The sequence below is a fragment of the uncultured Bradyrhizobium sp. genome (assembly GCF_947648125.1).
GTDB lineage: Bacteria > Pseudomonadota > Alphaproteobacteria > Rhizobiales > Xanthobacteraceae > Bradyrhizobium.
On sequence record NZ_CANSMR010000011.1, the window covers coordinates 59,206 to 85,543 of the forward strand.

A 26,338-nucleotide genomic window follows, 5' to 3' on the forward strand; every position below is an offset into this window, starting at 1 on the left:
GTGCCTGAAGCTGTCGATCAAAATCGACGCCAGCGTATCGCCATCGGACTCGACATTGCCGCGGCGGCGAGGGGCGCAGAGAGCAACATCACTACGACCAAGAGACGAGTGACCCCGAGCACGCGATATAGCATAGGTTTCTCTCGTCAATGAGGCGCGCTAAACCGCCCTATCAGATGCGGAAGCCGACCGGATACTCGGCGGTTTCCACGCGGCGAAAGTGACAGCCCTTTTTCCTTGCCGGGCCGGAATGCGGCAACGCATAATCGCGGCAATGATCAAGACGGCTTGCCGCCGCGTTGGGTGCGATCGGCAATGAGCGGAGGAAAAGGATGTCCGAGAAGATCTATGACGTGTCGGCCGACTGGGCCAAGCGCGCTTATGTCAACGACGCCAAATATCGCGAGATGTACGCGCACTCGGTCAAGGACCCGAACGGCTTCTGGGGCGAGCACGGCAAGCGGATCGACTGGATCAAGCCCTTCCACAAGGTTGAGAACGTCTCCTTTGCGCCCGGCAACATCTCGATCAAATGGTTCGAGGACGGCGTGCTGAACGCCGCCTGGAACTGCATCGACCGCCATCTGGAGAAGCGCGGCGACCAGACCGCGATCATCTGGGAAGGTGACGATCCCTCGCAGTCCAAGCACATCACCTACCGGCAGCTGCATGACGAAGTCTGCAAGATGGCCAACATCCTGCGCACGCGGAACGTCAAGAAAGGCGATCCGGTCACGATCTATCTGCCGATGATCCCGGAAGCGGCCTACGCGATGCTGGCCTGCGCACGCATCGGCGCGATCCATTCGGTGGTGTTCGGCGGCTTCTCGCCCGACAGCCTCGCCCAGCGCATCAACGACTGCAAATCCAAGGTGGTCATCACCGCCGATGAAGGCCTGCGCGGCGGCAAGAAGGTCCCGCTGAAGGCCAATGTCGATGCCGCGCTCGGCAAGACCGAGGGCGTCGACTGGGTCGTGGTCGTCAAGCACACCGGCGGCGCGGTCGACATGAGCCCGGCGCGCGATCTCTGGTATCACGAGGCCGCCAAGGTGGTGACGACGGAATGCCCGTGCGAGCACATGCACGCGGAAGACCCGCTGTTCATCCTCTACACCTCGGGCTCGACCGGCACGCCCAAGGGCGTGCTGCACACCACCGCCGGCTATCTCGTCTATGCGTCGATGACGCATCAATACGTCTTCGACTATCACGACGGCGACATCTTCTGGTGCACCGCGGACGTCGGCTGGGTCACCGGCCACAGCTACATCCTCTATGGGCCGCTCGCCAACGGCGCGACCACGCTGATGTTCGAAGGCGTACCGAACTACCCCGACAATTCGCGCTTCTGGAACGTCGTCGACAAGCACAAGGTCAACATCTTCTACACCGCGCCGACCGCGATCCGCGCGCTGATGCAGGGCGGCGACGAGCCGGTGAAGAAGACCTCACGCGCTTCTCTTCGCCTGCTCGGCTCGGTCGGCGAGCCGATCAATCCCGAAGCCTGGGAATGGTATCACCGCGTGGTCGGCGACGGCCGCTGCCCGATCGTCGATACCTGGTGGCAGACCGAGACGGGCGGCATCCTGATCACGCCGCTGCCGGGCGCGACCAAGCTCAAGCCCGGATCGGCGACACGGCCATTCTTCGGCGTGGTGCCCGAGATCGTCGACGCCGATGGCAAGACGCTGGAAGGCGCGACCGAAGGCAATCTCTGCATAGCCAAGTCGTGGCCGGGGATGATGCGCACGGTCTATGGCGATCACGCCCGCTTCGAGCAGACCTACTTCTCGACCTACAAGGGGAAGTACTTCACCGGCGACGGCTGCCGGCGCGATGCCGACGGCTACTACTGGATCACCGGCCGCGTCGACGACGTCATCAACGTCTCCGGCCATCGGATGGGCACCGCCGAGGTCGAGAGCTCGCTGGTCGCACATGAGGCGGTGTCGGAAGCCGCCGTCGTCGGCTACCCGCACGACATCAAGGGCCAGGGCATCTACGCCTATGTCACGCTGATGAAGGGCACCGAGCCGACCGAGACCTTGCGCAAGGAGCTCGTCGCCTGGGTCCGCAAGGACATCGGCCCGATCGCCTCGCCGGACCTCATTCAGTTCGCGCCCGGCCTGCCGAAGACGCGCTCCGGCAAGATCATGCGCCGCATCCTGCGCAAGATCGCCGAGGACGAACCGTCCAGCCTCGGCGATACCTCGACCTTGGCCGATCCAGCCGTGGTCGACGACCTCGTGCAGAACCGGCAGAACAAGAAGGGCGCGACGGCGTAGGCCGGCGGCAGCAAGATCGGAATATCGAACAAGGGCCGCGTGCGATCACCGCCGCGGCCCTTCGCCTTTCCGCAGCATCATGACGTCAGGTTGAAGGCATCTCACGCGGGACTGGCTACGCCTCTCCCGCGGGCGGAAGAGGGAGCACACCACGGTCGCGACCGCCATTCAGCGTAATCTCATCACACTCTGAGGCCGGCCATTTCACGGGATTGTCAGAGGCGAGGCGCCATTGCGGCGCGTTTGTGGCCAAGTGTTGTTTTCCGGTCATTTACTTTAATCCGAACTTTTCCTTTTCTCCCCACCATCAGGACGTGTCTCGCGGCCGGTGTGAAACCACCCGGTTAAGACACGCGGTTAATATTGCGTGCGCGAGACCGGCGGGCCCGGTTTTTTCAGGGCTCTGCACCTTCGTTTTTGGCTCCTTTACCGGAGCTGTTGGGAAGTGGAGAGGTTGATGTCGATGAAGTTTGCGGTGGCGTTGGCTGCCACCCTTGGTGCTGTTGTTGTGATGTCGCAGACGGCCGAAGCGCGGCCGGAAATGGTCGGAATACACGCCGACAATTATGAGCCGGGCACCATCGTGGTGAAGACCAACGAACGGCGGCTCTACCTCATTCTCGATTCCGGCCACGCGATGCGTTACCCGGTCGGCGTCGGCAAGTCCGGCAAGCAGTGGGCCGGCACCACCCGGATCGACGGCAAGTATCGCAACCCGGCCTGGTCGCCGCCCGCCGAGGTCAAGCGCGACAAGCCGAGCATTCCGAACGTGATCGCAGGCGGTTCGCCCGCGAACCCGATGGGCGTCGCCGCGATGACGCTGGCCGGCGGCGAATATGCGATCCACGGCACCAACGTGCCGGGTTCGGTCGGCGGCTTCGTCTCCTACGGCTGCATCCGCATGCTGAACACCGACATCACTGATCTCTATCAGCGCGTCTCGGTCGGCACGACGGTCGTCGTCACCCGCTGATCGCGCACGGCGCTTCGCCGAAAGAAAAGCCGCGCAGCTGCGCGGCTTTTTGTTTGCCTCTCCTGCGTCGTCGCGGCGATGACGCTATTGCCTAGAGCAAGATGATTTTTGGTTGAATCAGCCGAGCCGCAGACTCGCTTCGCCTCTCCCGCTTGCGGGGGAGGCCGACGCGCGTAGCGCGGCGGGTGGGGGCTCTCTCCGCGATGGGATTCGCGGCAATACCGCCACCCCAGCCCTCCCCCGCAAGCGGGAGAGGGAGCGCAGCGTCCTTGCGGTCGCCAGCTCAACCTAACTTCATCTTGCTCTACCGCGCGAAATTTCCGCACCAGCCGAAGCGGTGGCCGCCATTGTAGGCGCGGGCATGACCGGCTGCGAGCAGCGCGGCCGAGACGTTGTCGGTTTTCTTGGTCGCGACGTCGGCGACGACGCGGCCCTGATATTTGTCGGGACCGATATTATAGATCGCGACATCACCCTGGCCGAGCAGATCGCGCAGCGCCACCGTCGCCGCTTGCGCCATTTGCAGTTCGCGCGCGCACGACGCTTTCAGCTCCGGCGCATCGATGCCGCGCAGCCGGACCCGCGTGTACAGATCGGGTCCCGGCGCGAGATGCACTCGCGCCTCGAACGTGTCGCCATCGATCGTCCTGATGACATCGACAGCATGGCGCGCGTCGGGCGCGCCGCCGCGCTGCCAGATCATTTCGGCATCACGCGACCGGCTCAACGACCAGTGCGACGGCAAGGGCACCCATTGAGGCACCCATCGGCGGATCGGCAGCATGCTGCCGACGGCAATCCCGAGGACGAACACCCACGGCAGCGCCGCCGAGACGCGGCGGCCCCAAGGCGAGCGGCGAAAGGGCGGACGTCCCGTCCCACGATAAGGATTTATTCTCTCGTATGGGGACATATTCCCAGACTGGTCCGAGTCGGGCCATCAGACAAGGCCCTCAGAAGTCCGAGGCGATGCCCTTGGTCTCCCAATCGCCATAACGCGTCGGTTCCGGCCCCTTCGGGCCCTGGAATTCCTTCGGCCGCGCGGCTGCATCCTGCGCGGCCAGCTCCTCGGCCGCCTTGCGCCGCGCTGCGGCCTCGGCGAGCGCGCGCTGCGCGGCCGGCGTCAACGGCTTGCGCGGCGCGGGTTCCGGTGGCGAGGACGATGGCGATTTCTCAGACATGACAAAACTTTCTGCCTGCGAATTTCGTATCTTGGTGCTGGCTCAGTGACGGCATCACGATCACAAAATCCCGCAAGACGATTCTTACATTTGGCATATTCGCATGCCAGAGGTGTTTTCGAGTTGATGGCATGAGCCGAATGTAACTCAGCACCTTCGAGATATCTCCGCTCCATGCCTCCTTCAAGATTTGCAGTCCCTGCCGAAGTCCCCGGTCTCGCGGCGCGCCGCATCGCGGCCGACATCCTCGATGGCGTGCTGCACAAGCACCGCACGCTCGACGATCAGCTCGACGGCGCCGGCGCGCATCCCGGCCTGAAATCGCTGGCCGATCGCGACCGCGCGCTGATGCGCCGGCTGGTGTCGACCATCCTGCGCAAGCTCGGCACGCTCGGCCATCTGCTGTCGCGCCTGCTCGACCGCGGCGTCCCGACCGATGCACCGCGCGCGCAGAGCGCGCTCCTGATCGGCGCCGCGCAGATCCTGTGGATGGATGTGCCTGACCATGCCGCGGTCGATCTCTCGGTGCGGCTGGTGCAGTCGGACCGGCGCGCGGCGAAATATGCCGGGCTCGTCAACGCCGTGCTGCGCCGTTGCGCGCGCGAGGGCCAGGGCCTGATCGACGAGATCAGCATGCAGACGCTGGACCTGCCGCAATGGATGCTGGCGCGCTGGAACGCGCATTACGGCGAGGCCACCGCGCGCGACATGGCGCTGGCGCTCGGCCACGAGCCGTCGCTCGATCTCACGGTGAAGTCCGACGCGCCGCAATGGGCGAGCCGCCTGCACGGCGAGATACTGCCGACGGGAACCGTGCGCACGCTGCTGCAGGGTTCCGTGACGATGCTGCCGGGCTTTGCCGAGGGCCAATGGTGGGTGCAGGACGCCGCCGCCGCACTTCCGGTGCGCCTGTTCGGCGACATCAAGGACAAGCGGGTCGCAGATCTCTGCGCCGCGCCCGGCGGCAAGACGGCCCAGCTCGCGCTGGCCGGCGCACAGGTCACCGCGGTCGATCGCTCGCCCGCGCGGGTCGCGCGGCTGCGCGACAATCTCACCCGGCTGGCGTTGCAGGCCGAGACGGTCGTCGCCGACGCCGCCGAATGGCCGGCGGAAGCCGCGAGCTTTGACGGTATTCTGGTCGATGCGCCCTGCACCTCGACGGGAACCATCCGCCGCCATCCCGACGTCGCCTGGCTGCGCCAGGAAGGCGACATCGCTGCGCTGTCGGCGCTACAGAAGCGGCTGCTGCATAAGGCCACCCATCTGCTGAAGCCAGGCGGCACGCTGGTCTATTGCACCTGTTCGCTGGAGCCGGAGGAAGGCGAGCACGCGATTGCCGCGCTGCTGGCCAGCGAATCAGGCCTGCGCCGTGCGCCGGTCGAGAAGGACGAGGTCGCCGGCCTCGACGGCATCATTACCGCCGACGGCGATCTGCGCACCCTGCCCAGCCATCTGCCCAACGCCGACCCGCGGCTCGGCGGGCTGGACGGTTTTTACGCCGCCCGGCTGATCAAATCCTGATTTTAAACTTCAGTCTTCTAAGCTCGAAGTGATTCGTGCGGTATCAAGAGGGTGTCTTGTATATCAAGAAGGTGTCTTGGCCGCGTTTCCGGATTAAATAAGGATTCGTTGAAAATTCCCTCCCCGCAAGGTTAGGCGTGTCGGTCGCTCAAAGCAGACGCATCTCGACGCTGATTGCTGGCCGCTTTGCCCGCAGCCTGCTCGCACGCGCCAGCGGGAGCACGGTTGCGCTGTCGCGGCTCTGGCCCGGCCGCACCGACCGGCTGATCATCGCCCCGCACGACCTCCGGACCGCCGACGCCACCCGCGCTGCCGAGATCTATGCCGGGCGATTCGTGTTCGCCGGCAAGATCGTCACCTGCCACGGCCGCTCGATCTTCGATCTCGAACCGCCGTCGGAGGATTGGGAAGCCGCCCTGCTCGGCTTCGGCTGGCTGCGCCATCTGCGTGCCGCCGACACCGCGCTGACCCGGGCCAATGCCCGCTCGCTGGTCGACGACTGGATCTCCAACCAGGCCCGCAAGCGGCCGCTGGAGCGCCGCGCCGACGTGCGCGCACGGCGGGTGATCTCGCTGCTGTCGCAGGCGCCATTGGTGCTCGGCGACACCGACGGAAAATTCTACCGCAAATATCTGCGCGGGCTGGCGCGCGAGATCCGCTATCTGCGCCACGCGACGCTCGACAATGACGGCGTGCCGCGCCTGCAGGTGCTGATCGCGCTGTGCTACGCGTCGCTCTGCCTCGCCAACCAGGCGCGCAACATCAAATCCGCCACGCGCAGGCTGTCCGACGAATTGCAGCGCCAGATCCTGCCCGATGGCGGCCACATCTCGCGCAATCCCGGCGCGCTGGTCGAGCTGCTCAGCGATCTGCTGCCGCTGCGGCAGACCTTTGCCGCACGGAATATCGCGCCGCCGCCGGCGCTGCTCAACGCGATCGACCGCATGATGCCGATGCTGCGCTTCTTCCGGCACGGCGACGGCAGCTTCGCGCTGTTCAACGGCATGAGCACCGCGCCATCCGATCTTGTCGCGACGCTGCTCGCCTATGACGACACCCGCGGTGTGCCGATGGCGAGCATGCCGCACACCGGCTTCCAGCGCCTCGATGCCGGCAACATGACCCTGATCATCGACACCGGCCCGCCGCCACCGGCCAGCGTCAGCCAGGATGCGCATGCCGGCTGCCTGTCGTTTGAGCTGTCGTCCGGGGTGAGCCGCATCGTCGTCAATTGCGGCATGCCGAACACCGGGCGCGACAATTGGCGGCCGTTCGCACGCTCCACCGCGGCGCATTCGACGCTGACCTATCGCGACACCTCGTCGTGCCAGTTCGTCGAGCTGTCGGCGATGAAGCGGCTGTTGCGCGGCGCTCCGGTCACCAGCGGGCCCAGCAATGTCGAGAGCTACCGCGAAGCCATCCCCGACGGCGACGTGCTGACCGCCTCGCATGACGGCTATCTCTCGCGCTTCGGCGTGATTCACCGCCGCGTGCTGATGATCGCCCAGGACGGCACGCGGATGGAGGGCGAGGACTCGCTGTCGCCGGCACCCGGCGGCCGCATCAAGGGCAGCGAGGCCGATTTCGCGCTTCGCTTCCATTTGCACCCCTCGGTGAAGGCGAGCCGGCTGTCCGACGCCCGCGGCGTGATGCTGGTGCTGCCCAACCGCGACGTCTGGACCTTCGAGGCGATGGACGACAAGGTCGACCTCGAGGACAGCGTGTTCCTGGCCGGCAATGACGGCCCGCGCCGCACCTCCCAGATCGTGATCCGGCAGGACGCAAGGCAGGCCGCCAGTATCCGCTGGAGCTTCGTGCGCTCCTCGACCTCGGCCACCGCCACCAACGCCCGCCGCAACGCCCGCCGCGAGCCGGAACTGCCGCTGTAAATTTGTGGCCAAACCGGCCCTTCACGGTTCCGAACCCTGCCAAACCATGCTACCCGGCTGCCTTAACAGCCAGGGATTTTCTATATGACCGAGCAGCTTCGCCGCGTGACCCGCGCTCTGTTGTCCGTTTCCGACAAGACCGGACTGATCGATTTCGCCAAGGCGCTGGCCGACCATGGCGTCGAGCTGGTCTCGACCGGGGGCACCGCCAAGGCGATCGCGGCGGCCGGGCTGCGGGTCAAGGACGTCTCCGAGCTCACCGGTTTCCCTGAGATGATGGACGGCCGGGTCAAGACGCTGCATCCGAAGGTGCATGGCGGCCTGCTCGCGATCCGCGACAACAAGGAACACGCCGCGGCGATGGCCTCGCACGGCATCGCCCCGATCGACCTCCTGGTCGTCAACCTCTATCCGTTCGAGGCCACCGTCGACAAAGGTGCCGGCTTCGAGGAATGCATCGAGAACATCGACATCGGCGGTCCCGCGATGATCCGCGCCGCGGCGAAGAACCATGACGACGTCGCTGTGGTGGTCGAGGCGAATGACTATCAAGCCGTGCTCGACGAGCTCGCCGCGCACAAGGGCGCGACCTCGCTTGGCCTGCGCCGGCGGCTTGCCGCCAAGGCCTATGCGCGCACCGCGGCCTATGACGCTGCGATCTCGAACTGGTTTGCCGTACAGCTCGACACCAAGGCGCCGGACTTCCGCGCCTTCGGCGGCAGGCTGATCCAGTCGCTGCGCTACGGCGAGAACCCGCACCAGACCGCGGCGTTCTACGCCACGCCGGAGAAGCGTCCGGGCGTCGCGACCGCACGCCAATTGCAGGGCAAGGAACTGTCCTACAACAACATCAACGACACCGATGCGGCCTATGAATGCGTCGGCGAGTTCGACCCGCAGCGCACCGCGGCCTGCGTCATCGTCAAGCACGCCAACCCCTGCGGCGTCGCCGAGGGTCCGGATCTCGCCACCGCCTATGCCCGCGCGCTCGCCTGCGACTCCACCTCGGCCTATGGCGGCATCATCGCGGTCAACCGCAAGCTCGATGCGGATGCCGCGCGTGCCATCATCGGCATCTTCACCGAGGTGATCATCGCGCCTGATGCGACCGACGAGGCGATCTCGATCATCGCCGGCCGGCGCAATCTGCGCCTGCTGCTCGCCGGCGGCCTGCCGAACGCGCGTGCGCTCGGCCTCACCGCCAAGACCGTTGCCGGCGGCCTGCTGGTGCAGAGCCGCGACAATGCCGTGGTCGAGGACATGAACCTGAAGATCGCGACCAAGCGCGCGCCGACCGACGCCGAGCTGCGCGACCTCAAATTCGCCTTCCGGGTGGCAAAACACGTCAAGTCGAACACCATCATCTATGCCAAGGATCTCGCCACCGTCGGCATCGGCGCCGGCCAGATGAGCCGCGTGGACTCCGCGCGCATCGCCGCGCGCAAGGCGCTGGATGCGGCGGCGGAGCTGAAGCTCGCCGAGCCCCTGACCAAGGGTTCGGTGGTCGCCTCCGACGCGTTCTTCCCGTTCGCCGACGGCATGCTCGCCTGCATCGAGGCCGGCGCGACCGCGGTGATCCAGCCCGGTGGCTCGATGCGCGACGACGAGGTGATCAAGGCCGCCGACGAGCACGGCATCGCCATGGTGTTCACCGGCGTGCGGCATTTTAGGCATTGATTGGATCCGTAGCCCGGATGCAGCGAAGCGAAATCCGGGACGGTTTCTCCGCGGACCAAGACCCCGGATTGCGCTTCGCTGCATCCGGGCTACGAAGCTGTCGTCCCTGCGAAAGCAGGGACCCATAACCACAGGCGTCCGTTGTTAGAACAAGCTGGGGCTCCAGCGCAGCGCAACACGAGCAGCGGTGGTTATGGATCCCGGCTCGCGCTTCGCTTGGCCGGGACGACAGCCGGTGGTTTACTCGCGCACCTTCGCCAGCAACACCAGCCCCACCACGAAGAACGCCACCAGCACGGCCATGCCGTACTTCTGGCTCGCGGTCGCTGCCGTGATCGCGCCGATCAAGAGCGGGCCGATGAAAGACGTTACCTTTCCGGTCAGCGCGAACAGTCCAAAATACTGCGCGATGCGATCCTTCGGCGCGAGGCGAATCAGGAGCGAGCGCGAGGCCGCCTGCAACGGCGCGCCGGTGGCGCCGATCAGGCAACCGAGCACGATATAGGCGCGCTCGGCGGCGCCCGCGAACAATGGACCGCCCGGCACCGGCGGCGCGACCGGGATGAACAGGATGGAATCCTTGTTCACGGTGAGGATCACGACGATCGCAAACAACAGGATCACGAGACTGCCGGTGATCACGCGTTTCGGCCCGAACGCATCGTCGAGCTTGCCGCCGAGCCAGCCGCCGAACGTCCCGGCCACCGCCAGGATGATGCCGAAGGTGCCGATCCGGATGGTGTCCCAGCCGAACGTGCCGGCGGCATAGATGCCGCCGAACGCGAACAGCGAAACCAGCCCGTCGGTGTAGATCATGTTCGCCAGCAGGAACCGCGCCAGCGACTTCTGCTTCGGCAGGCTGGCCAATGATTCCCTGAGCTCGCGCAGACCTTCGCCGAGCGCCTCGCGCAGTGGCCGCTTCGCCGGATAATCCGGCGTGAACAGGAACATCGGCGTCACGAAGATGATGAACCACAGCCCGGTCAACGGCCCGGTGATGCGATCGCCTTCGTGCATGACGGGATCGAGACCGAACAGCGGCGTGAAACCGAACAGCGTGCGGCCGGTCTCGGCATTAGCGGCAAGGAAGCCGAGCACCAGCACGAGGCTCAAAATGCCGCCGACATACCCGGTGGCCCAGCCGGTGCCGGAGAGCCGCCCGATCCTGTCGGGCGGCACCAAGGTCGGCATCATCGCATTGTTGAACACGGTCGCGAACTCGACGCCGACGCTGGCGATCGCATAGGCGAGCAGCAGCATGGGAATGATGTCGGGGTTACCTGGCTTGCCGATCCACATCGCGCTAGAGCCGATCACCAGCAGCGCGCCGAAAACAGCGATCCACGGCTTGCGCCGGCCGCTGGCATCGGCGATCGCACCCAGCACCGGCGACAGCAGCGCGATCGCAAGTCCCGCGGCCGCGGTGGCAAAGCCCCACAGCGCCTGCCCGCTTGCAGCATCGGGCGCGACGAAGCTCGCGAAATACGGCGCGAACACGAAGGTCGTGATCAGCGTGAAATAGGGCTGCGCGGCCCAGTCGAAGAAGATCCAGCTAATGACGGCTGCGCGGCCAGGATAGACCTTGGTGTAGGCCTTCACATGTTCAGTGCCCGTCTGCATTGTTGCCGTCATCGCGAAAGATATTCCCAAACTCGAACCACAGGCAGGCTTTTGCCGCTTCAATCCGTTCCCATATAGCATGGGCCGGTTTGCTGATACGGCGATGAACAGGGCAGGACATTTCGATGGCGCTGACAGCAACCATGTCGCGACGGCTGTTTGCCGCTCTCCTGCTGATCGGCATCGCGACACCGGCCCTCGGCCAGGTGCAACGTCGCGCTTACGAGCCCTCGGCCACCAATACGATTCAAAGCATCCGCGCCGAAAACGGCATGGTGGTGGCGCAGGAGAAGCTGGCCGCGCGGGTCGGTGCCGACATCCTGCGGCAAGGCGGCAACGCAGTCGACGCCGCGGTCGCCACCGGCTTTGCGATGGCGGTGACCTATCCGCGCGCCGGCAATATCGGCGGCGGCGGTTTCATGGTGATCCATCTCGCCGGCCGCAGTGAAGATGTCGCAATCGACTATCGCGAAACCGCGCCGCAGGCCGCGACGCGCGACATGTTCCTGAATGCCGATGGCAAACCCGATCCGGACAAGTCGCGCAACTCCGCGCTCGCGATCGGCGTGCCCGGCACGGTCGCGGGTCTCGCGCTGGCGCTGGAGAAATACGGCTCCGGCAAGTTCACGCTGGCGCAGATCGTCAAGCCCGCGATTGATCTCGCCCGCGACGGCTTCATCGTCACCGACGACACGTCGGACACGCTGGCGGACATGTATCGCCGCATGTCGCGCTGGCCGAATTCGGCCAAGACGTTCTCGCATGCCGACGGCACGCCGCTGCATGAAGGCGACCGCCTGATCCAGGGCGATCTTGCAACGACGCTGACGGCAATTGCCGAGCAGGGGCCGCGCGGCTTCTACGAGGGCACGGTCGCCGAGAAGCTCGTCAGCGGAATCAAGAATGCCGGCGGCATCCTTACGATCGAGGATCTGAAAGCCTACCAGCCGGTGATCCGCACGCCGATCCGCGGCAGCTATCGCGGCCACGACATCGTCTCGATGCCGCAGCCTTCTTCCGGCGGCGTCGTGCTGCTGGAGATCCTCAACATCCTCGAAGGCTTTCCGATGTCCGACATGAAGCAGGGCTCGGCCGCCTCGCTGCATGTCATGATCGAGGCGATGAAGCGAGCCTATGCCGATCGCGCCCGCTATCTCGGCGATCCCGCCTTCGTCGACGCGCCGACCCAGCTGCTGATCGACAAGGATTATGCCGCCCGCCAGCGCGCGACCATCGACCTCGCCCGCGCCACGCCCTGGACCGATGTGCGCAACGCCAAGCAGCCGCATGAGGGCGACAACACCACGCATTATTCGGTGGTCGACGCCAGCGGCAACGCCGTCAGCAACACCTACACGCTGAACTTCCCCTACGGCGTCGGCCTCGTCGCCGACGGCACCGGCGTGCTGCTCAACAACGAGCTCGACGATTTCACCGCGGCGCCGGGCGCCTCCAACGCGTTCGGCCTGGTCGGCTTCGAGGCCAATCTGCCGGGACCCGGCAAGCGCCCGCTGTCGTCAATGTCGCCGACCATCGTGCTGAAGGACGGCAAGCCGGTGCTGGTGACGGGATCGCCGGGCGGCAGCCGCATCATCTCCGCGGTGACGCAGATCATCGTCGACGTCATCGACTACAAGATGGACATCGCGGCCGCGGTGGCGGCGCCCCGCATGCATCATCAATGGCTACCCGACGAGGTCCGGATCGAGCGCGGATTTCCCGACGAGGTGCTCGCCGAACTGCGCGCCAAGGGCCACAAACCGGTCGAGCCGCTCGGCTACTCCTCCGCGAACTCGATCGTCGTCACGACCAATGGTCTGCTCGGCGCACCCGATCCGCGCACGCGCGGGTCGGAGGCGGCTGGATACTAGAGCTTGATCCGGAAAAGTGCGAAGCGGTTTTCCGAAAAGATCATGCTCAAACTAAAGACCTAGAGGGCAAACGCGGCTTTGCCCGGCCTGCAACATCGCGATAGATTGGCGGTCCGCGCAACTCCGGCCGCGGATCGCAAACAGCCGGTGAATGATTTCTCCGGGGAACGCGCATGAGCACGGCCGAATCCAAATCAATCGAAGTCGCAGAGATCGAGGACACCAGTCTCCTCGCCTTCTATCGCGACATGAACCTGCCGGAGCGGCGCACGTTCTGGGCCTGCGCCTCGGGCTGGACGCTCGACGGCATGGATTTCATGATCTATCCGCTCGTGATCGGCACCATCATCACGCTGTGGAAGGTCGATGCCGGCACCGCGGGTCTCGCCGGCACCGTGACGCTGCTGGCCTCCGCCGTCGGCGGCTGGCTCGGCGGCTATCTCTCCGACCGGATCGGGCGGGTCAAGACGCTGCAGCTCACCATCATCTGGTTCTCGTTCTTCTCGCTGGTCTGCGCCGTGGTGCAGAATTTCGACCAGCTGCTGATCGCCCGCGCGCTGCTCGGTCTCGGCTTCGGCGGCGAATGGGCGGCCGGCGCGGTGCTGATCGGCGAAGCGATCCGGCCGCAATATCGCGGGCGCGCGGTCGGCTCGGTGCAGTCGGGCTGGGCGATCGGCTGGGGCCTTGCGGTGCTGGCGCAGGCGGTCCTGTTCTCGATCCTGCCTCCGGAAAACGCCTGGCGCTGGATGTTCGTGATCGGCGCGCTGCCGGCGCTGCTGGTGTTCTATCTGCGCCGGTATGTCACCGAGCCGGAGATCTCCGCCGCGACGATGGCCCAGCAGCAGGCATCCGGCAGCGGGCCCGCGGCATTGTGGGAGATCTTCCAGGGACCGATCCTGAAGACCACGCTGCTGGCCTCGCTGGTCGGCACCGGCATGCAGGGCGGATATTACGCCATCACGTTCTGGGTACCGCGCTTCCTCACCACCGAGCGCAAGCTCTCGGTGGTCGGCTCGACCGGCTATCTCGCGACGCTGATCATCGGCTCGTTCATCGGCTATCTGGTCGGCGCCTGGCTTGCCGACCGGATCGGCCGACGCAATCTGTTCCTGATCTTCTCGCTCGGCGCCATCGCAGTCGTGCTGCTCTATACCCAATTGCCGCTCTCCAACGAGGTGCTGTGGGTGCTGGGCTTCCCGCTCGGCTTCTTCGCCTCAGGCTATTTCTCAGGCATGGGCGCGTTCCTGACCGAGCTCTATCCAACCCGGCTGCGCGGCTCCGGCCAGGGCTTCTGCTACAATTTCGGCCGCGGCGTCGGCGCGCTGTTTCCGTTCCTGGTCGGCGCACTCTCGACCACCACGACGCTCGCCAACGCGATCGCGATCTTCGCGGTGGCGGCCTATGCCGTGTTCTTCATCGCCGCCTACGCGCTGCCGGAAACGCGCGGGCGCGTACTGCATGCGGGTGGGTAGAGCTGTGAGAGTTGCGCGATGGCCGCGACACTTGCTCCGTCGTTCCCTCCCCCCCTTGTGGGGGAGGGCTAGGGAGGGGGGTGGCCGCGAAGACGGTGTATGTGGCGTACCCCTCACCCCCAACCCTCTCCCACAAGGGGAGAGGGAGCCTGACAATGGTGCGTCCCTAACTAAAGAGGAGCCGTCGCATGACATCGCTCAAAGGCAAGACGCTGTTCATCTCGGGTGCGAGCCGCGGCATCGGGCTTGCGATCGCGCTGCGCGCCGCGCGTGACGGCGCCAATGTTGCGATCGCGGCGAAGACCGCCGAGCCGCATCCGAAGCTGAAGGGCACGATCTACACTGCCGCCGACGAGGTCCGCGCCGCCGGTGGCAAGGCGCTGCCGGTGCTCTGCGACATCAGGGACGAGGCCCAGGTGATGGCGGCGATCGACACTACCGTCGCCGAATTCGGCGGCATCGATATCTGCGTCAACAATGCCAGCGCCATCAGCTTGACCAATTCGCAGGCGACCGACATGAAGCGGTACGATCTCATGATGGGGATCAACACCCGCGGCACCTTCATGGTGTCGAAATACTGCATTCCGCATCTGAAGAAGGCGGAGAATCCACACATCCTGATGCTGTCGCCGCCGCTCGACATGAAGACGAAGTGGTTCGAGCACTCGACCGCTTACACGATGGCGAAGTTCGGCATGAGCATGTGCGTGCTTGGGCTGGCCGGCGAGCAAAAATCTTCAGGCATTGCGGTCAATGCGCTGTGGCCGCGCACCACGATCGCAACGGCCGCGGTCGGCAATCTGCTCGGCGGCGACGCCATGATGCGCGCGAGCCGCACGCCCGAGATCATGGGCGATGCGGCCTACGCGATCGTCACGCGGCCATCGCGCGAGTTCACCGGCAATTTCTGCATCGACGACAAGGTGCTCTACGCCAACGGCGTGCGCGACTTCGAGCGCTACCGCGTCGATCCATCGGTGCCGTTGATGTCGGATTTCTTCGTGCCCGACGACGATGTGCCGCCACCCGGCGTCGCCGTACAGGCGCTGCCGTCGGCGGGCGGAGCGCAGACGTCGCGTTAAACTAGACCGCCGACGCGTTCAGCTGCGTGCGCCAGTGCTGCACGCGCTCCTTGAGCAACGTGTCGCGCACATAGGCCAGCTCTTCGTCCTCGATGCGCTCCAACGTTTGGAGCGAGAGATTGTCCGCGCCATGCGCCGCCCAGGCGCGCTGCAGCTCGGCATTGCGATGGCTGCCCATCCGCAGCGTGAACCAGATGCGGTTTTCTATTTTCTCCAGATCGAGCGCCTGCCCGACCCAGACCTCGCCGCTGGCGCGGCAGCGGATCGCGAACACGCCGGCGACGGCAGCGCGTTTCTTGTAGTCGGCAATGGCCAGCTTGCGGTCCTCGGTCTTCATGGCGGCTCCTGTCGTATCGGCACGTTATTTATATCCGGGTATTATTGACAAAGCAATTACACCCGGATAAAACATCGCCATCGAAAGCGAATGGGACGAGCTGACATGGACACCACCTGCCATCTGGAGCCGACGTGGAATGCCGGGCGCGACTTTGCCCAGCGCGAGATCACCGGCGAGCTGGTGATGCTCAACCTGCTGCGCTTCCGCGAGATCGCCGATTATTCGCAAAGCCCCGAACTCGCTCCGCCGCAGCCGATCACGGGTGCAGAAGCCTACGACCGCTATGTCGCCCACACGCTTCCGCATCTGCGCAAGAGCGGCGGCGACATCCTGTTCATGGGTGAAGGCGGCTCGTTCCTGATAGGGCCCGAGGGCGAGCGCTGGGATCGCGCGATGCTGATCCGGCAGAAGAGCCGTGGCGCGTTCCTGGCCTTCGCGGTGGCGGAAGCCTACCTCGCCGGCATCGGACATCGCACGGCAGCACTGGCGGATTCACGCCTGCTGCCACTGGTCGAGCTGCCGCGATGACCGAGATGCTAGCGGCCAACCTCGTACGGCCCGCCCTTTTCGAGCGCCCGCGCATAGGCCGGACGCGCGTGAATACGCTCGAGGAATGCAACGCATTTCGGGTGGCCGTCCTCGAGCCCGCCGCGCGCGGCCGCCGCCTCGAGCGGAAAGCTCATCTGGATGTCGGCGCCGGAGAATTCGTTGCCGGCGAACCACTCGCTCTTGCCGAGTTCGCCTTCCCAATAGGCCATGTGCTGCTTGAGCTGCGGATTGACCAGCGTGGACAGCGCCTGGTTCGAGACCTTGCGCACCAGCGGCCGCAGCAGCGCCGGCGCGCGCTTCGGCATCAGCGTGAACAGCAGCTTCAAGAGCAGCGGCGTCATCGCCGAGCCTTCGGCATAGTGCAGCCAATACGTGTAGCGCAGCCGCTCTGGCGTATCGGCCGGCGGGATCAGGCGGCCCTTGCCATAGGTCGCGATGATGTATTCGAGGATCGCGCCGGATTCCGCGATGGTATTGCCGTTGTCGGTGACAACAGGCGATTTGCCGAGCGGATGGATCGCGCGCAGCTCCTTCGGCGCCCGCATGTCGGGCTGCCGCTGGTAGCGCACGATCTCGTAGGGCACGCCCAATTCCTCGAGCAGCCACAGCACGCGCTGCGAGCGGGAATTGTTGAGATGATGAACCGTCAGCATGGGCGTCCTCTGAAATATCGGCGCAATCGGGCGGCGCTTGGTGCCAGCCGGGGACAGGAAAGTCGAGATCCACGCGCCGTGCTTGCTGGAAATCACCCGGGCAATACGTCGCGCAATCGGAGAGGTCTACCATGAATCCTGCCTATGTCGCGTTCGAAGGCGAGCATCGCATCGGGGCCGGTGACCTTCCGGAGGTTGCACGCGCCGCCAAGCAGCACCTGGACCAGCGCAAGGATGCCGCGGTCCTGGTGTTCAACGGCCGCACCTCGGCGCTGGTCGATATCGATTTTCGCGGCTCGGTCGAAGACGTGCTCGCGCGGCTGCCGAAGCTCGCGCCTCCGCTCGACGAGGAGCCGGCAACGCCGGCCGGGCCGCGCGGTCCGGGACGGCCGAAGCTCGGCGTCGTCGCGCGCGAGATCACGCTGCTGCCGCGCCATTGGGACTGGCTCGCGCAGCAGAAGGGCGGCGCATCGGTTGCGATCCGCAAATTGATCGACGAGGCGCGGCGCACGAGCGGCGACAAGGACCGCACGCGCAGCGCGCAGGATGCCGCCTATCGCTTCATGACAACGATGGGCGGCAACCGGCCGCATTACGAGGACGCGATCCGCGCGCTGTTCGCGCACGACCGGCGGCGCTTTGCGACGCTGATCGCGGACTGGCCCGCCGATATCCGCGACCACGTGATCCGGCTCGCCTATAGCGATCAAGCGGACTGACGCGCTTTCGCGCGAAATGGGCGGCGGCCGCAGGTGGGTGATTCGGCTTCAGAGCCGAACCACAGACCTGCCCCGCCGCCGTCCTCACGGTCTCGATTTTTGGAAGTTGAACGTGTCAAAGCCTCCCTCCCTACGCAAAGCCTTCCTGTCGTTCCTGGCGCCGATGCTGCTGAGCAATGTGCTGCAGTCGCTGTTCGGCACCATCAACGGCATCTATCTCGGCCAGATGATCGGCGTCGACGCGCTCGCCGCTGCGTCGGTGTTCTTTCCGGTGATGTTCTTCTTCATCTCCTTCGTGATCGGCCTGAGCGCGGGTGCATCGGTCATGATCGGCCAGGCCTGGGGCGCCGGCGAGCCCGACCGCGTCAAGGCGGTCGCCGGCACGACCATGACCGTGACGCTGCTGCTGGCGCTTGCGATCGCGATCTTCGGCGGCCTGTTCGCGCGCCCGCTGCTGATCGCGCTCGCGACGCCGCCGGACGTTCTCGACGCCGCTGTATCGTATGCGCGGATCATGATGATCACGATGCCGGTGACCTTCGCATTCCTGCTGCTCGCGGCGATGATGCGCGGCGTCGGCGACACCGTGACGCCGCTGGTGGCGCTGACGGTCTCGACCGTCGTCGGCCTTGTGGTGACGCCCGCATTGATCCGCGGCTGGCTCGGGCTGCCGATGCTGGGCGTCGCCAGCGCCGCAGTCGCCTCCGCGGTTTCGGGCGTCGTCACGCTGCTCTGGCTGCATATCCACATGCTGCGGCACAAGCATCCGCTGGCCTTCGACGCCGCGTTCCTGCGCGCGATGCGGCCGAACGGCGGCCTGCTGCGCATCGTGCTGCGGCTCGGCATTCCGACCGCGATCGGCATGGTGGTGGTCTCGCTCGCCGAACTCGTGCTGCTCGGCCTCGTCAACGGCTTCGGCTCGGAGGCCACCGCTGCCTATGGCGCAGTCAACCAGGTGATCGGCTATGTGCAGTTTCCGGCGATCTCGATCGCCATATCCGTCTCGATCTTCGGCGCACAGGCGATCGGCCGCGGCGATGCCAACCGGGTCGGCGCCATCGTGCGGACCGGGATCGAGATGAATCTTGCGCTGACCGGCGGCCTGGTGGTGCTCGGCTATCTCTTTGCGCGGCCGCTGATGGCCTTCTTCATCGTCGACGGCGCGGTGCTCGCGCTGGCGCAGCAGCTTCTGTACATCGTGCTGTGGAGCATGGTGCTGTTCGGCATGGCGACGGTGTTCTCGGGCGCGATGCGCGCCGGCGGCACGGTGTGGATGCCGCTGTTCATCTCGATCCTGGCCATGGCGCTGGTCGAGGTGCCGGTCGCGATCCTGCTCAGCCGGGCCATCGGCATCAGCGGCATCTGGATCGCCTATCCCGCCACCTTCGCAACCATGTTCGTGCTGCAGATGGCCTATTACGCCATGGTATGGCGCAAGCAGACCATCAAGCGGCTGATTTGACATCACGCGCCGCGGCTCACATGATGAGTATCATATTCTACTGGTGGCGCCTGCGGCAGCAGGTACATGCTAGACAAGTCCAAACGAGACAAGCCGAGGGGAGAGACCGCCGTGAGCCAGAATCCGCAATTCCTGTTCGATTTCGGCAGCCCCAATGCCTTCCTCAGCCATGAGGCGATCCCGGCGATCGAGAAGCGCACCGGCGTCAAGTTCGAATACGTCCCGATCCTGCTCGGCGGCATCTTCAAGGCCACCAACAACAAGTCGCCGGCCGAGACGCTGGCCGGCGTCAAGAACAAGCCGGAATTCATGAGGATCGAGACCGAGCGCTTCCTCAAGCGCTTCAACGTCAAGCCCTACACCTGGAACCCGTTCTTCCCGGTCAACACGTTGAACCTGATGCGCGCAGCCGTCGCCGCCCAGCTCGAAGGCGTGTTCGAGAAATACGTCGAGGCCGCCTTCCACCACATGTGGGTCGAGCCGAAGAAGATGGACGATCCGGAAGTGGCCGGCAAAGCCATCGCCGCCTCCGGCCTCGACGCCGCCAAACTGTTCGCGCGTGCGCAGGACGCCGACGTGAAGGCCAAGCTGATCGCGAACACCCAGGCCGCCGTGGAGCGCGGCGCGTTCGGCTCGCCGACTTTCTTGGTCGGCAACGAGATCTTCTTCGGCAAGGAGCAGCTGCGCGAGGTCGAGGAACTGGTGTCGGGAAAGTGAGATGAGCGAATGGCCAATAGCGGGTAGCGAATAGTCGGTCAGTATCCCTATCTATTCCCCATTCCCCATTCGCTTTTCGCTCGCGTCCCGGGCAGCAACAAAGAAGGACAAATTCCCATGCGCGTTCTCGTGGTCGGCGCCGGTGCGATCGGCGGTTATTTCGGCGGCCGGATGCTTCAGGCCGGCCGCGACGTGACTTTTCTCGTCCGGCCCCGCCGCGCCTCCGAGCTCGCCTCCGCCGGGCTCGTGATCAAGAGCCCGAACGGCGACGTCACCTTGAACAATCCGCCGACCGTGCAGGCCGACAAACTGTCGGACAAGTTCGACGTCGTGCTCTTGAGCTGCAAGGCGTTCGATCTCGAGGATGCGATCAAGTCCTTTGCGCCTGCGGTCGGCGACAAGACTGCGATCATCCCGCTGCTCAACGGCATGCTGCACCTCGATGCGCTCGACAAGAAGTTCGGCGCTCAGCATGTGCTCGGCGGCCTCTGCGCGATCGCGGCGACGCTGAACGAGAAACGCGAGGTGGTGCAGCTACAGCCGATGCAATCGCTCGCCTTCGGCGAACGCGCCGGCGGCCTGTCGGACCGGGTACGCGCGATCGCGGAGACCTTGTCCGCGATCAACGGTGCGGCCGCCAGCGATCACATCATGCAGGACATGTGGGAGAAGTGGGTGTTCCTGGCGTCGCTCGCCGCCTCCACCAGCCTGATGCGGACCTCGGTCGGCAACATCCTAGCCGCCCCCGGCGGCAAGGATTTCCTGCTCGGCATCCTCGACGAATGCAGCGCGATCGCGGCCGACGCCGGCCATGCGCCTGGCGGCCCGTTCTTCCAGCGCACCCGCGGGCTCTTGACCACCGAAGGCTCACCGATGACCGCATCGATGTTCCGCGACATCAAGGCGGGACTGCCGGTCGAGGCCGACCATGTGATCGGCGATCTGGTCGTGCGCGCGGATGCCGCCAAGATCCCGGTGCCGAAGCTGCGCACGGCCTACACGCATCTCAAGGCGTATGAGAAGCAGCGGGCCGGTTAGGCTTCACCCTCCCCTGGAGGGGGAGGGTCGGCTCACATGAAGCGAAGCGGAATGTGAGACGGGGTGGGGTGATCTCTCAACACGGGCATTGTTCGAGTGGAGAGACCGTCACCCCACCTCGTCGCTCATTTCATTCGCGCCGATCCTCCCCCTCCAGGGGAGGATGGCAGCATCGCGGCTACAAATGCGCCAGATAATGCGCGAGCGCGGTGATCTCTTCGTCGCTCAAGGGATACGCGACATCGGCCATCGCTGCTTGCGCGCCGCCGGAGCGCACCCCCGATTTGTAGTCGTGCAGCGCCTTGACGAGATATTCCTCGCGCTGGCCAGCGATGCGGGCGACCGCCTTGGTGCCGACGAAGGTATCGGTGTGGCATGAGGCGCAGCGGCGGCCGGCCGCGGCCTGCTTGCCCTTCTCGGACAAGTCCGGATTGTCGTCCTTGCGGCCCTTGAACGGCGTCAGTGACGCGAAATAGGCGCCGAGATTACGGATGTCGTCATTGCTCAGCTGCTCGACGATCGGCTGCATCTGCTCATTCTTGCGCGCACCGGCACGGAAGAACACCAACTGCCATTGAATGAACTGGTCGAGCTGGCCGGCGAGCGAGGGAATGTTCTCGGTCTGCGAGATGCCGTTGTCGCCGTGGCACCCGGCGCAGATCTCGGCCTTCGCCATGCCGGCGGCAACGTCGGCTGCATGGGCGGTCGACGCCAGCAGCATGGCCGCTGACAGAATTCCAAACGACGCATGACGCATAGTCAGTTTCTCCGGCTGTCATTGCCGGGCTCGACCCGGCAATCCATCGCGCTTGCAGAAGGGTTCTTGTTGGGATGGATGCCCGGATCAGATCCGGGCATGACGAGTCTGTTCCGTAGCTTGCCAAACCAAGCAAACGGGGCTGCAGCCGCCTCGAAGGCCACCGCAGCCCCGCGTGGGCTCAACCCTTACTTCTTGCTGTAGCTGATGCGATAGATCGCACCCGCCCAATCGTCGGCGACGAGGATGGAGCCATCCTTGTCGAGCAGGATATCGGCGGGACGGCCGAGATAGCCCTGGTCACCCTCGATCCAGCCGGAGGCGAAGATCTCCTGCTTGGCATTCTTGCCGTCGGGGCTCGCGGTGATCTTCACGATGCGGCCGCCCTGGTACTTGTGCCGGTTCCAGGAGCCATGCTCGGCGATCAGGATGCTGTTCTTGTACTCGGCCGGGAATTGGCTGCCGGTATAGAACTTCATGCCGAGCGGAGCGACGTGCGCGCCGAGCTTGTACACCGGCGGGGTGAACTCCGAGCACTTGTGACCCATCGCGAACTTCGGATCGGGCAGATCGCCCTGGTGGCAATAGGGATAGCCGAAATGCTCACCGGGCTTGTCGATCATGTTGAGCTTGTCGCTCGGCAGATCGTCGCTGACCCAGTCGCGGGCATTTTCGGTGAACCAGTACTTGCCGGTGCGCGGATCGACGTCGCCGCCGACCGAGTTGCGCACGCCAAGCGCCTTGAGCTCCGCATTGCCGGTCTTGGGATCGACGCGTCGGATCTGCGACACCGAGGTCGGCGGGATGCCGATGTTGAAGGGAGGCCCGAACGGAATGTAGAACCAGCCATCCTTGTCGACGGCGATGTATTTCCAGCCGTGCGCCGCGTAGGACGGCATGTCGTCATACACCACCTTGCCGCTGCCGAGGTTGTCGAGATTGGCTTCGGCATTGTCGTACTTGATCAGCTTGTCGACCGCGATGACGTAGAGCGCGCCGTCGCGGAAGGCGAGGCCGGTCGGCATGTTGAGGCCCTTCAGGATGGTCTTGACCTCTTTCTTGCCGTTGTTGTCCTTGATCGCATAGACGTTGCCGAGGCCGAACGAGCCGACGAACAGCGTGCCCTTGTCGCCCCAGGCCATCTGCCGAGCCGCGAGCACGTTCGAGGCATAGACCTCGATCTTGAAGCCCGGCGGCAGCTTGATCTTCTTCATCATGGTGGCGAGTTCGGCGTCGGATGCGCCGGTCGGCGGACCGGACGGCGGGGCAAGGCCCTTCTGCGCTTCGGTCTCGTCGCCGAGGAACCAGTCATCCGGCGGATGGGTCCAGAATTCCTTGGTGCCGGACTCGTACTTCTTCAGCGCCCGGTTCTTGTCGGTTTGTTGCTGCGCATTGGCGAAGGTTGTCCCCGCCAGCAGCGCAATCGCCGCGAACGCAAGTATGGATCGATTGAAAGCCGATTTCATCGCGTCACTCCCCTACGCAAGCCGTTGCAGCTTGCCTGTTATTGATTTTTGAACGCCCTGAGAGATGATGGTGGCGGTCTGTGAGGTAGGTCAGACGGCAAAATGGTAGCACATCCATCGACGCTGAAAAGCGCATGCAGTGGTGTGCGCTGCGTCAAAACAAGTTGAGACGAAATTTGAGACGAAATTCGAGTGAAATTTTCCTGCGCGAGCCTGCCTGCAAACAAGGCATTCTGCACCGCAGCGTAATATTCGAACGTAGCTAACGCTTGAGATCGCGGCTATCGCGACGAGAAACGCGCAAGGCCGAGCGCCTGCGCCTTGGCCTTCGGCAGCGGCCTGAACAACACGCTGCGCTTCTGCCCGCTGGAGATCGCCGCGATCTTGAAGCCGTCATCGGCGGCGATGATGTCGCCGGTCCGAAGGGTCATGTCGTCCTCGATCGCAATCGGCGACAGGCCGGTGGACGCGCCGGCACTGCACGCGCATTGCGGCACCATCTCGCGCTGGAAGCGGAATGCGTTGGCAAGCGTCTTGTAGGTCTCGCCCGCTTCGGTTCTGGCGCTGTCGATATCGGAGCCGGAGTACAGCTTCACCTCGGCGGCCGGACAGGCCGCTTCGCAGGCCTTGATATCCGCCGCCTCGCTCACGCGCGGCAGCGGGAAGAACCGGCCGTCGCAGGTCCTGACGCAGAAATTCTGCCGGCCGCCCGACCGCGTCGTGATGTAGACCCGAGGCCGCGGCCGTTGCTCGGGCTCAAAGCCAGGCGCTTGCTCGAAGCCGGGCATGGAAGAGAAATTCGGCGCCGGGGCATACGCCGAGTCGCTCGGCAATTGCTGCGCCGATGCCCGCGAACAGGCCCAGACGCCGACAAGCACGACCAGCGCTGCAACGCATGCGCGAGCCAAGCGGCGGTTCAACCCGGGATCTGGCTTCCAGCTGATCGACATCATTCACTTGCTCGCCGCGTCGGAAGGCGAGCGGCAACCATTTCGACGCCGACACAACCACGGATTTCTATCAGTTTTGAGAATGCATCGTCTTGGCGGCTCACGGAGCCGGAAAGGGCCATCGCGGGTCGCGGCATCTTGACCGCGCGATCGCGGCGCTGCCCGAGCCGCCTGAACAACAAAAAGCCCGCACCAATGGGCGGGCCTTCATCAGACTGTCAGCTCGGTCAGCGAGATATTTTGGAGCGGGCGAAGGGGCTCGAACCCTCGACCCCGACCTTGGCAAGGTCGTGCTCTACCACTGAGCTACACCCGCATCCGAAATGGCGGCGATCGCTCGCCGGCAACGGCAGACCTATGCCAAATGCTGTCTGTGAATGCAACACAAGAGCGCGGTCCGACCTTCACGAAATCGCACGGTTTCCTTAAAAATTGACCCCCGAATCGGCCGAAACCGGCCATCGCGACGATTTCTTTTTATGTTTCGGCCGGAACCGGCCTCAGAGCCATCTCATCCCGGAGCGATTCGAGCCAAGTCTCGAACCAGCCGGTCAGCGTCTGCGCCAGTTCGACGCGGCGGTCCGCGTCGCAATCGAACACCGCCCACCATTCGATAAAGGCCCGGTCGCCGTCGACCACCGGGGTTACCCGCAGGGTCGCACTGAAGTCCGTCATCGGCAGGGTCGGCGGACCGGCAAATTCGTAGGTCTGGAAGCGTTCGACGTCGGACTGTGCGAGCAGCCGCTGCCGGATCCGCCGTTCCCGGTACAGGACGTTGCGCACGGCACCGATGGTGTCGCCGGACTTGCCGTCCTCGATCTCGCTGGTGCCCGCGCCGTGGACCCAGACCGGGTAATTGTTGAAATCGCGGATGATTTTCCAGACCTCGCCGGCCGGCTGCTCGAACACGGTGCTGTAATAGGCCTTTGCCATAGGCGATCCCCCTGTTGCCATGAAGAAGCGCCATCGTCGGCCGTTTCGGGCCTCAAACCCACCCGATCTCCGATGGAACATGCCGGACGGCGAGCGATTGAATTTTGCCGGCCGACCGCCATCTACGGAGCATGTTCCGGGATCATGCTCTAGGCTGACAGAACGGCTGAACACGCCGTCCGGAGCGTGCTAGAACGCCCCCGTATTTTTCCGACCTCAGAAGACCAAGGCGAGGACAACGTGACGATAATGGAGCAGGGCGGCCCCACGCCCGAGGCAGCGCCCGATCTGATCAAGGAGACGACGACCCAGACCTTCGTCAAGGACGTCATCGAGGAATCGCGCCGTCAGCCGGTCATGATCGACTTCTGGGCGCCGTGGTGCGGTCCCTGCCGCCAGCTCACGCCGATGCTGGAAAAGGCGGTTCGCAACGCCAAGGGCCGGGTCAAGCTGGTCAAGATGAACATCGACGAGCATCCGCAGATCCCCGGCCAGATGGGTATCCAGTCGATCCCGGCCGTGATCGCCTTCGTCAACGGCCAGCCCGCCGATGGCTTCATGGGCGCGGTGCCGGAGAGCCAGATCAACGCCTTCATCGAGAAGATCACCAAGGGTGTGCCCGCCGCCGGCGAGCCCAATCTTGCGGAGATCCTGGCCGAGGCCGACGCCGTGCTGGCCGGGGGCGATGTCGAGGGTGCGGCGCAGATCTATGCCGAGGTGCTGGCGCACGATGCCACCAACATCGCGGCGCTGGCGGGCCTCGCCAAGTGCTACGTCACGTCGGGTGCGGTCGAGCAAGCCAAGCAGACGCTCGCGATGGTGCCGGAGTCCAAACGCAATGACGCCGCGGTGAAGGCGGTGCAGGCGGCAATCGACCTCGCCGAACAGGCGCAGTCGGTCGGACCGATCGCGGAGCTGGAACAGAAAGTCGCCGCAAACCCGCTCGATCATCAGGCCAGGTTCGATCTCGCGACCGCGCTCAATGCGATGAACAAGCGCACGGAGGCGACCGAGCAGCTGCTCGCCATCGTCAAGCGTGACCGCAAGTGGAACGACGATGGCGCGCGCAAGCAGCTGGTGCAGTTCTTCGAGGCGTGGGGCGGCACCGATGAGGCAACCGTCGATGGGCGCAGGCGATTGTCGACGATTCTATTCTCGTAACGCACGCCCGTCATAGCAG

24 protein-coding genes and 1 tRNA gene are annotated in these 26,338 nt (G+C 64.9%); 15 read left to right on the forward strand and 10 right to left on the reverse strand.

Annotated features, from left to right (window positions below; genetic code table 11):
• Nucleotides 1-332 precede the first annotated feature (332 nt).
• Both acs and Q0030_RS20380 read left to right on the forward strand, forming a co-directional pair.
• The gene (gene acs / locus Q0030_RS20375; protein ID WP_298370917.1) at nucleotides 333-2,285 is read left to right on the forward strand and encodes an acetate--CoA ligase; all 1,953 of its coding nucleotides are present in this window, start codon (nucleotides 333-335) and stop codon (nucleotides 2,283-2,285) included.
• 457 nt (nucleotides 2,286-2,742) lie between these two features.
• A complete protein-coding gene (locus Q0030_RS20380; protein ID WP_298370919.1) occupies nucleotides 2,743-3,258 on the forward strand; it encodes a L,D-transpeptidase in 516 nt (171 codons plus the stop codon).
• Between the two features lie 304 nt (nucleotides 3,259-3,562).
• Here Q0030_RS20380 and Q0030_RS20385 read toward each other — a convergent pair whose 3' ends face one another.
• Both Q0030_RS20385 and Q0030_RS20390 read right to left on the reverse strand, forming a co-directional pair.
• On the reverse strand, nucleotides 3,563-4,171 hold the full coding sequence (locus Q0030_RS20385) for a thermonuclease family protein (RefSeq protein ID WP_298370922.1): 609 nt from the start codon (nucleotides 4,169-4,171) through the stop codon (nucleotides 3,563-3,565).
• 40 nt (nucleotides 4,172-4,211) lie between these two features.
• Nucleotides 4,212-4,439, reverse strand: a complete 228-nt coding sequence (locus Q0030_RS20390; protein ID WP_298370925.1) for a succinate dehydrogenase assembly factor 4 — start codon at nucleotides 4,437-4,439, stop codon at nucleotides 4,212-4,214.
• Nucleotides 4,440-4,613: 174 nt separating this feature from the next.
• On the opposite strand from Q0030_RS20390, the gene Q0030_RS20395 reads away from it, so the two are divergent.
• The 3 genes from Q0030_RS20395 to purH all read left to right on the forward strand — a co-directional run bounded on the left by Q0030_RS20395 (nucleotide 4,614) and on the right by purH (nucleotide 9,526).
• A complete protein-coding gene (locus Q0030_RS20395; protein WP_298370927.1) occupies nucleotides 4,614-5,960 on the forward strand; it encodes an RsmB/NOP family class I SAM-dependent RNA methyltransferase in 1,347 nt (448 codons plus the stop codon).
• Nucleotides 5,961-6,097: 137 nt separating this feature from the next.
• Nucleotides 6,098-7,849 carry a heparinase II/III family protein gene (locus Q0030_RS20400; protein WP_298370929.1) on the forward strand — a complete coding sequence of 584 codons (1,752 nt, stop codon included), beginning with the start codon at nucleotides 6,098-6,100 and terminating at the stop codon, nucleotides 7,847-7,849.
• An 84-nt stretch (nucleotides 7,850-7,933) separates the two neighbouring features.
• On the forward strand, nucleotides 7,934-9,526 hold the full coding sequence (purH, locus tag Q0030_RS20405; protein ID WP_298370932.1) for a bifunctional phosphoribosylaminoimidazolecarboxamide formyltransferase/IMP cyclohydrolase: 1,593 nt from the start codon (nucleotides 7,934-7,936) through the stop codon (nucleotides 9,524-9,526).
• 240 nt (nucleotides 9,527-9,766) lie between these two features.
• Here purH and Q0030_RS20410 read toward each other — a convergent pair whose 3' ends face one another.
• Complete coding sequence (locus Q0030_RS20410; protein WP_298370935.1) at nucleotides 9,767-11,146, reverse strand: MFS transporter; 1,380 nt, start codon at nucleotides 11,144-11,146, stop codon at nucleotides 9,767-9,769.
• A gap of 125 nt (nucleotides 11,147-11,271) precedes the next feature.
• Here Q0030_RS20410 and ggt point away from each other — a divergent pair, with 125 nt between their 5' ends.
• From ggt to Q0030_RS20425, 3 genes are all read left to right on the forward strand, one after another.
• Nucleotides 11,272-13,017, forward strand: a complete 1,746-nt coding sequence (gene ggt, locus Q0030_RS20415) for a gamma-glutamyltransferase (protein ID WP_298370938.1) — start codon at nucleotides 11,272-11,274, stop codon at nucleotides 13,015-13,017.
• Between the two features lie 173 nt (nucleotides 13,018-13,190).
• Nucleotides 13,191-14,489 carry an MFS transporter gene (locus Q0030_RS20420; protein WP_298370940.1) on the forward strand — a complete coding sequence of 433 codons (1,299 nt, stop codon included), beginning with the start codon at nucleotides 13,191-13,193 and terminating at the stop codon, nucleotides 14,487-14,489.
• 188 nt (nucleotides 14,490-14,677) lie between these two features.
• A complete protein-coding gene (locus tag Q0030_RS20425; RefSeq protein WP_298370942.1) occupies nucleotides 14,678-15,574 on the forward strand; it encodes an NAD(P)-dependent oxidoreductase in 897 nt (298 codons plus the stop codon).
• 1 nt (nucleotide 15,575) lies between these two features.
• Here the strand turns inward: Q0030_RS20425 and Q0030_RS20430 are convergent, their stop codons facing one another.
• A complete protein-coding gene (locus Q0030_RS20430) occupies nucleotides 15,576-15,911 on the reverse strand; it encodes a GIY-YIG nuclease family protein (RefSeq protein ID WP_298370944.1) in 336 nt (111 codons plus the stop codon).
• Between the two features lie 105 nt (nucleotides 15,912-16,016).
• Between Q0030_RS20430 and Q0030_RS20435 the strand changes: the two genes are divergently transcribed.
• A complete protein-coding gene (locus Q0030_RS20435; RefSeq protein WP_298370946.1) occupies nucleotides 16,017-16,442 on the forward strand; it encodes a DUF1330 domain-containing protein in 426 nt (141 codons plus the stop codon).
• Between the two features lie 8 nt (nucleotides 16,443-16,450).
• On the opposite strand, the gene Q0030_RS20440 is transcribed toward Q0030_RS20435, so the two are convergent.
• Nucleotides 16,451-17,116: a glutathione S-transferase gene (locus Q0030_RS20440; RefSeq protein WP_298370948.1), complete on the reverse strand. Its 666-nt coding sequence runs from the start codon at nucleotides 17,114-17,116 to the stop codon at nucleotides 16,451-16,453.
• A 131-nt stretch (nucleotides 17,117-17,247) separates the two neighbouring features.
• On the opposite strand from Q0030_RS20440, the gene Q0030_RS20445 reads away from it, so the two are divergent.
• The 4 genes from Q0030_RS20445 (at nucleotide 17,248) to panE (ending at nucleotide 21,052) form a co-directional block, all read left to right on the forward strand.
• On the forward strand, nucleotides 17,248-17,835 hold the full coding sequence (locus Q0030_RS20445; RefSeq protein WP_298370950.1) for a DUF2239 family protein: 588 nt from the start codon (nucleotides 17,248-17,250) through the stop codon (nucleotides 17,833-17,835).
• 106 nt (nucleotides 17,836-17,941) lie between these two features.
• Nucleotides 17,942-19,297 (forward strand): MATE family efflux transporter, encoded by a 1,356-nt coding sequence (locus Q0030_RS20450; RefSeq protein WP_298370953.1) that lies wholly within the window; start codon nucleotides 17,942-17,944, stop codon nucleotides 19,295-19,297.
• A gap of 66 nt (nucleotides 19,298-19,363) precedes the next feature.
• Nucleotides 19,364-20,014, forward strand: a complete 651-nt coding sequence (locus tag Q0030_RS20455; protein WP_298370955.1) for a 2-hydroxychromene-2-carboxylate isomerase — start codon at nucleotides 19,364-19,366, stop codon at nucleotides 20,012-20,014.
• 117 nt (nucleotides 20,015-20,131) lie between these two features.
• Entirely contained in the window at nucleotides 20,132-21,052 is a 921-nt protein-coding gene (gene panE / locus Q0030_RS20460) for a 2-dehydropantoate 2-reductase (RefSeq protein ID WP_298370958.1), read from the forward strand.
• A gap of 178 nt (nucleotides 21,053-21,230) precedes the next feature.
• Here panE and Q0030_RS20465 read toward each other — a convergent pair whose 3' ends face one another.
• The 3 genes from Q0030_RS20465 to Q0030_RS20475 all read right to left on the reverse strand — a co-directional run bounded on the left by Q0030_RS20465 (nucleotide 21,231) and on the right by Q0030_RS20475 (nucleotide 24,063).
• Complete coding sequence (locus Q0030_RS20465) at nucleotides 21,231-21,809, reverse strand: c-type cytochrome (RefSeq protein ID WP_298370961.1); 579 nt, start codon at nucleotides 21,807-21,809, stop codon at nucleotides 21,231-21,233.
• Between the two features lie 188 nt (nucleotides 21,810-21,997).
• Nucleotides 21,998-23,275 carry a PQQ-dependent sugar dehydrogenase gene (locus Q0030_RS20470; RefSeq protein ID WP_298370964.1) on the reverse strand — a complete coding sequence of 426 codons (1,278 nt, stop codon included), beginning with the start codon at nucleotides 23,273-23,275 and terminating at the stop codon, nucleotides 21,998-22,000.
• Between the two features lie 281 nt (nucleotides 23,276-23,556).
• Nucleotides 23,557-24,063, reverse strand: coding sequence for a DUF2865 domain-containing protein (locus Q0030_RS20475; RefSeq protein WP_298370967.1), 507 nt, complete (start codon nucleotides 24,061-24,063; stop codon nucleotides 23,557-23,559).
• Here Q0030_RS20475 and Q0030_RS20480 point away from each other — a divergent pair.
• Nucleotides 24,062-24,367: a hypothetical protein gene (locus Q0030_RS20480; protein ID WP_298370970.1), complete on the forward strand. Its 306-nt coding sequence runs from the start codon at nucleotides 24,062-24,064 to the stop codon at nucleotides 24,365-24,367. The genes Q0030_RS20475 and Q0030_RS20480 overlap by 2 nt on opposite strands.
• A 99-nt stretch (nucleotides 24,368-24,466) precedes the next feature.
• Here Q0030_RS20480 and Q0030_RS20485 read toward each other — a convergent pair.
• Both Q0030_RS20485 and Q0030_RS20490 read right to left on the reverse strand, forming a co-directional pair.
• A tRNA-Gly gene (locus Q0030_RS20485) sits at nucleotides 24,467-24,541 on the reverse strand.
• Nucleotides 24,542-24,702: 161 nt separating this feature from the next.
• Nucleotides 24,703-25,158 (reverse strand): SRPBCC family protein, encoded by a 456-nt coding sequence (locus tag Q0030_RS20490; protein ID WP_298370973.1) that lies wholly within the window; start codon nucleotides 25,156-25,158, stop codon nucleotides 24,703-24,705.
• Nucleotides 25,159-25,398: 240 nt separating this feature from the next.
• On the opposite strand from Q0030_RS20490, the gene trxA reads away from it, so the two are divergent.
• Nucleotides 25,399-26,319: a thioredoxin gene (gene trxA, locus Q0030_RS20495; protein ID WP_298370975.1), complete on the forward strand. Its 921-nt coding sequence runs from the start codon at nucleotides 25,399-25,401 to the stop codon at nucleotides 26,317-26,319.
• The last annotated feature ends 19 nt before the right edge of the window (nucleotides 26,320-26,338 follow it).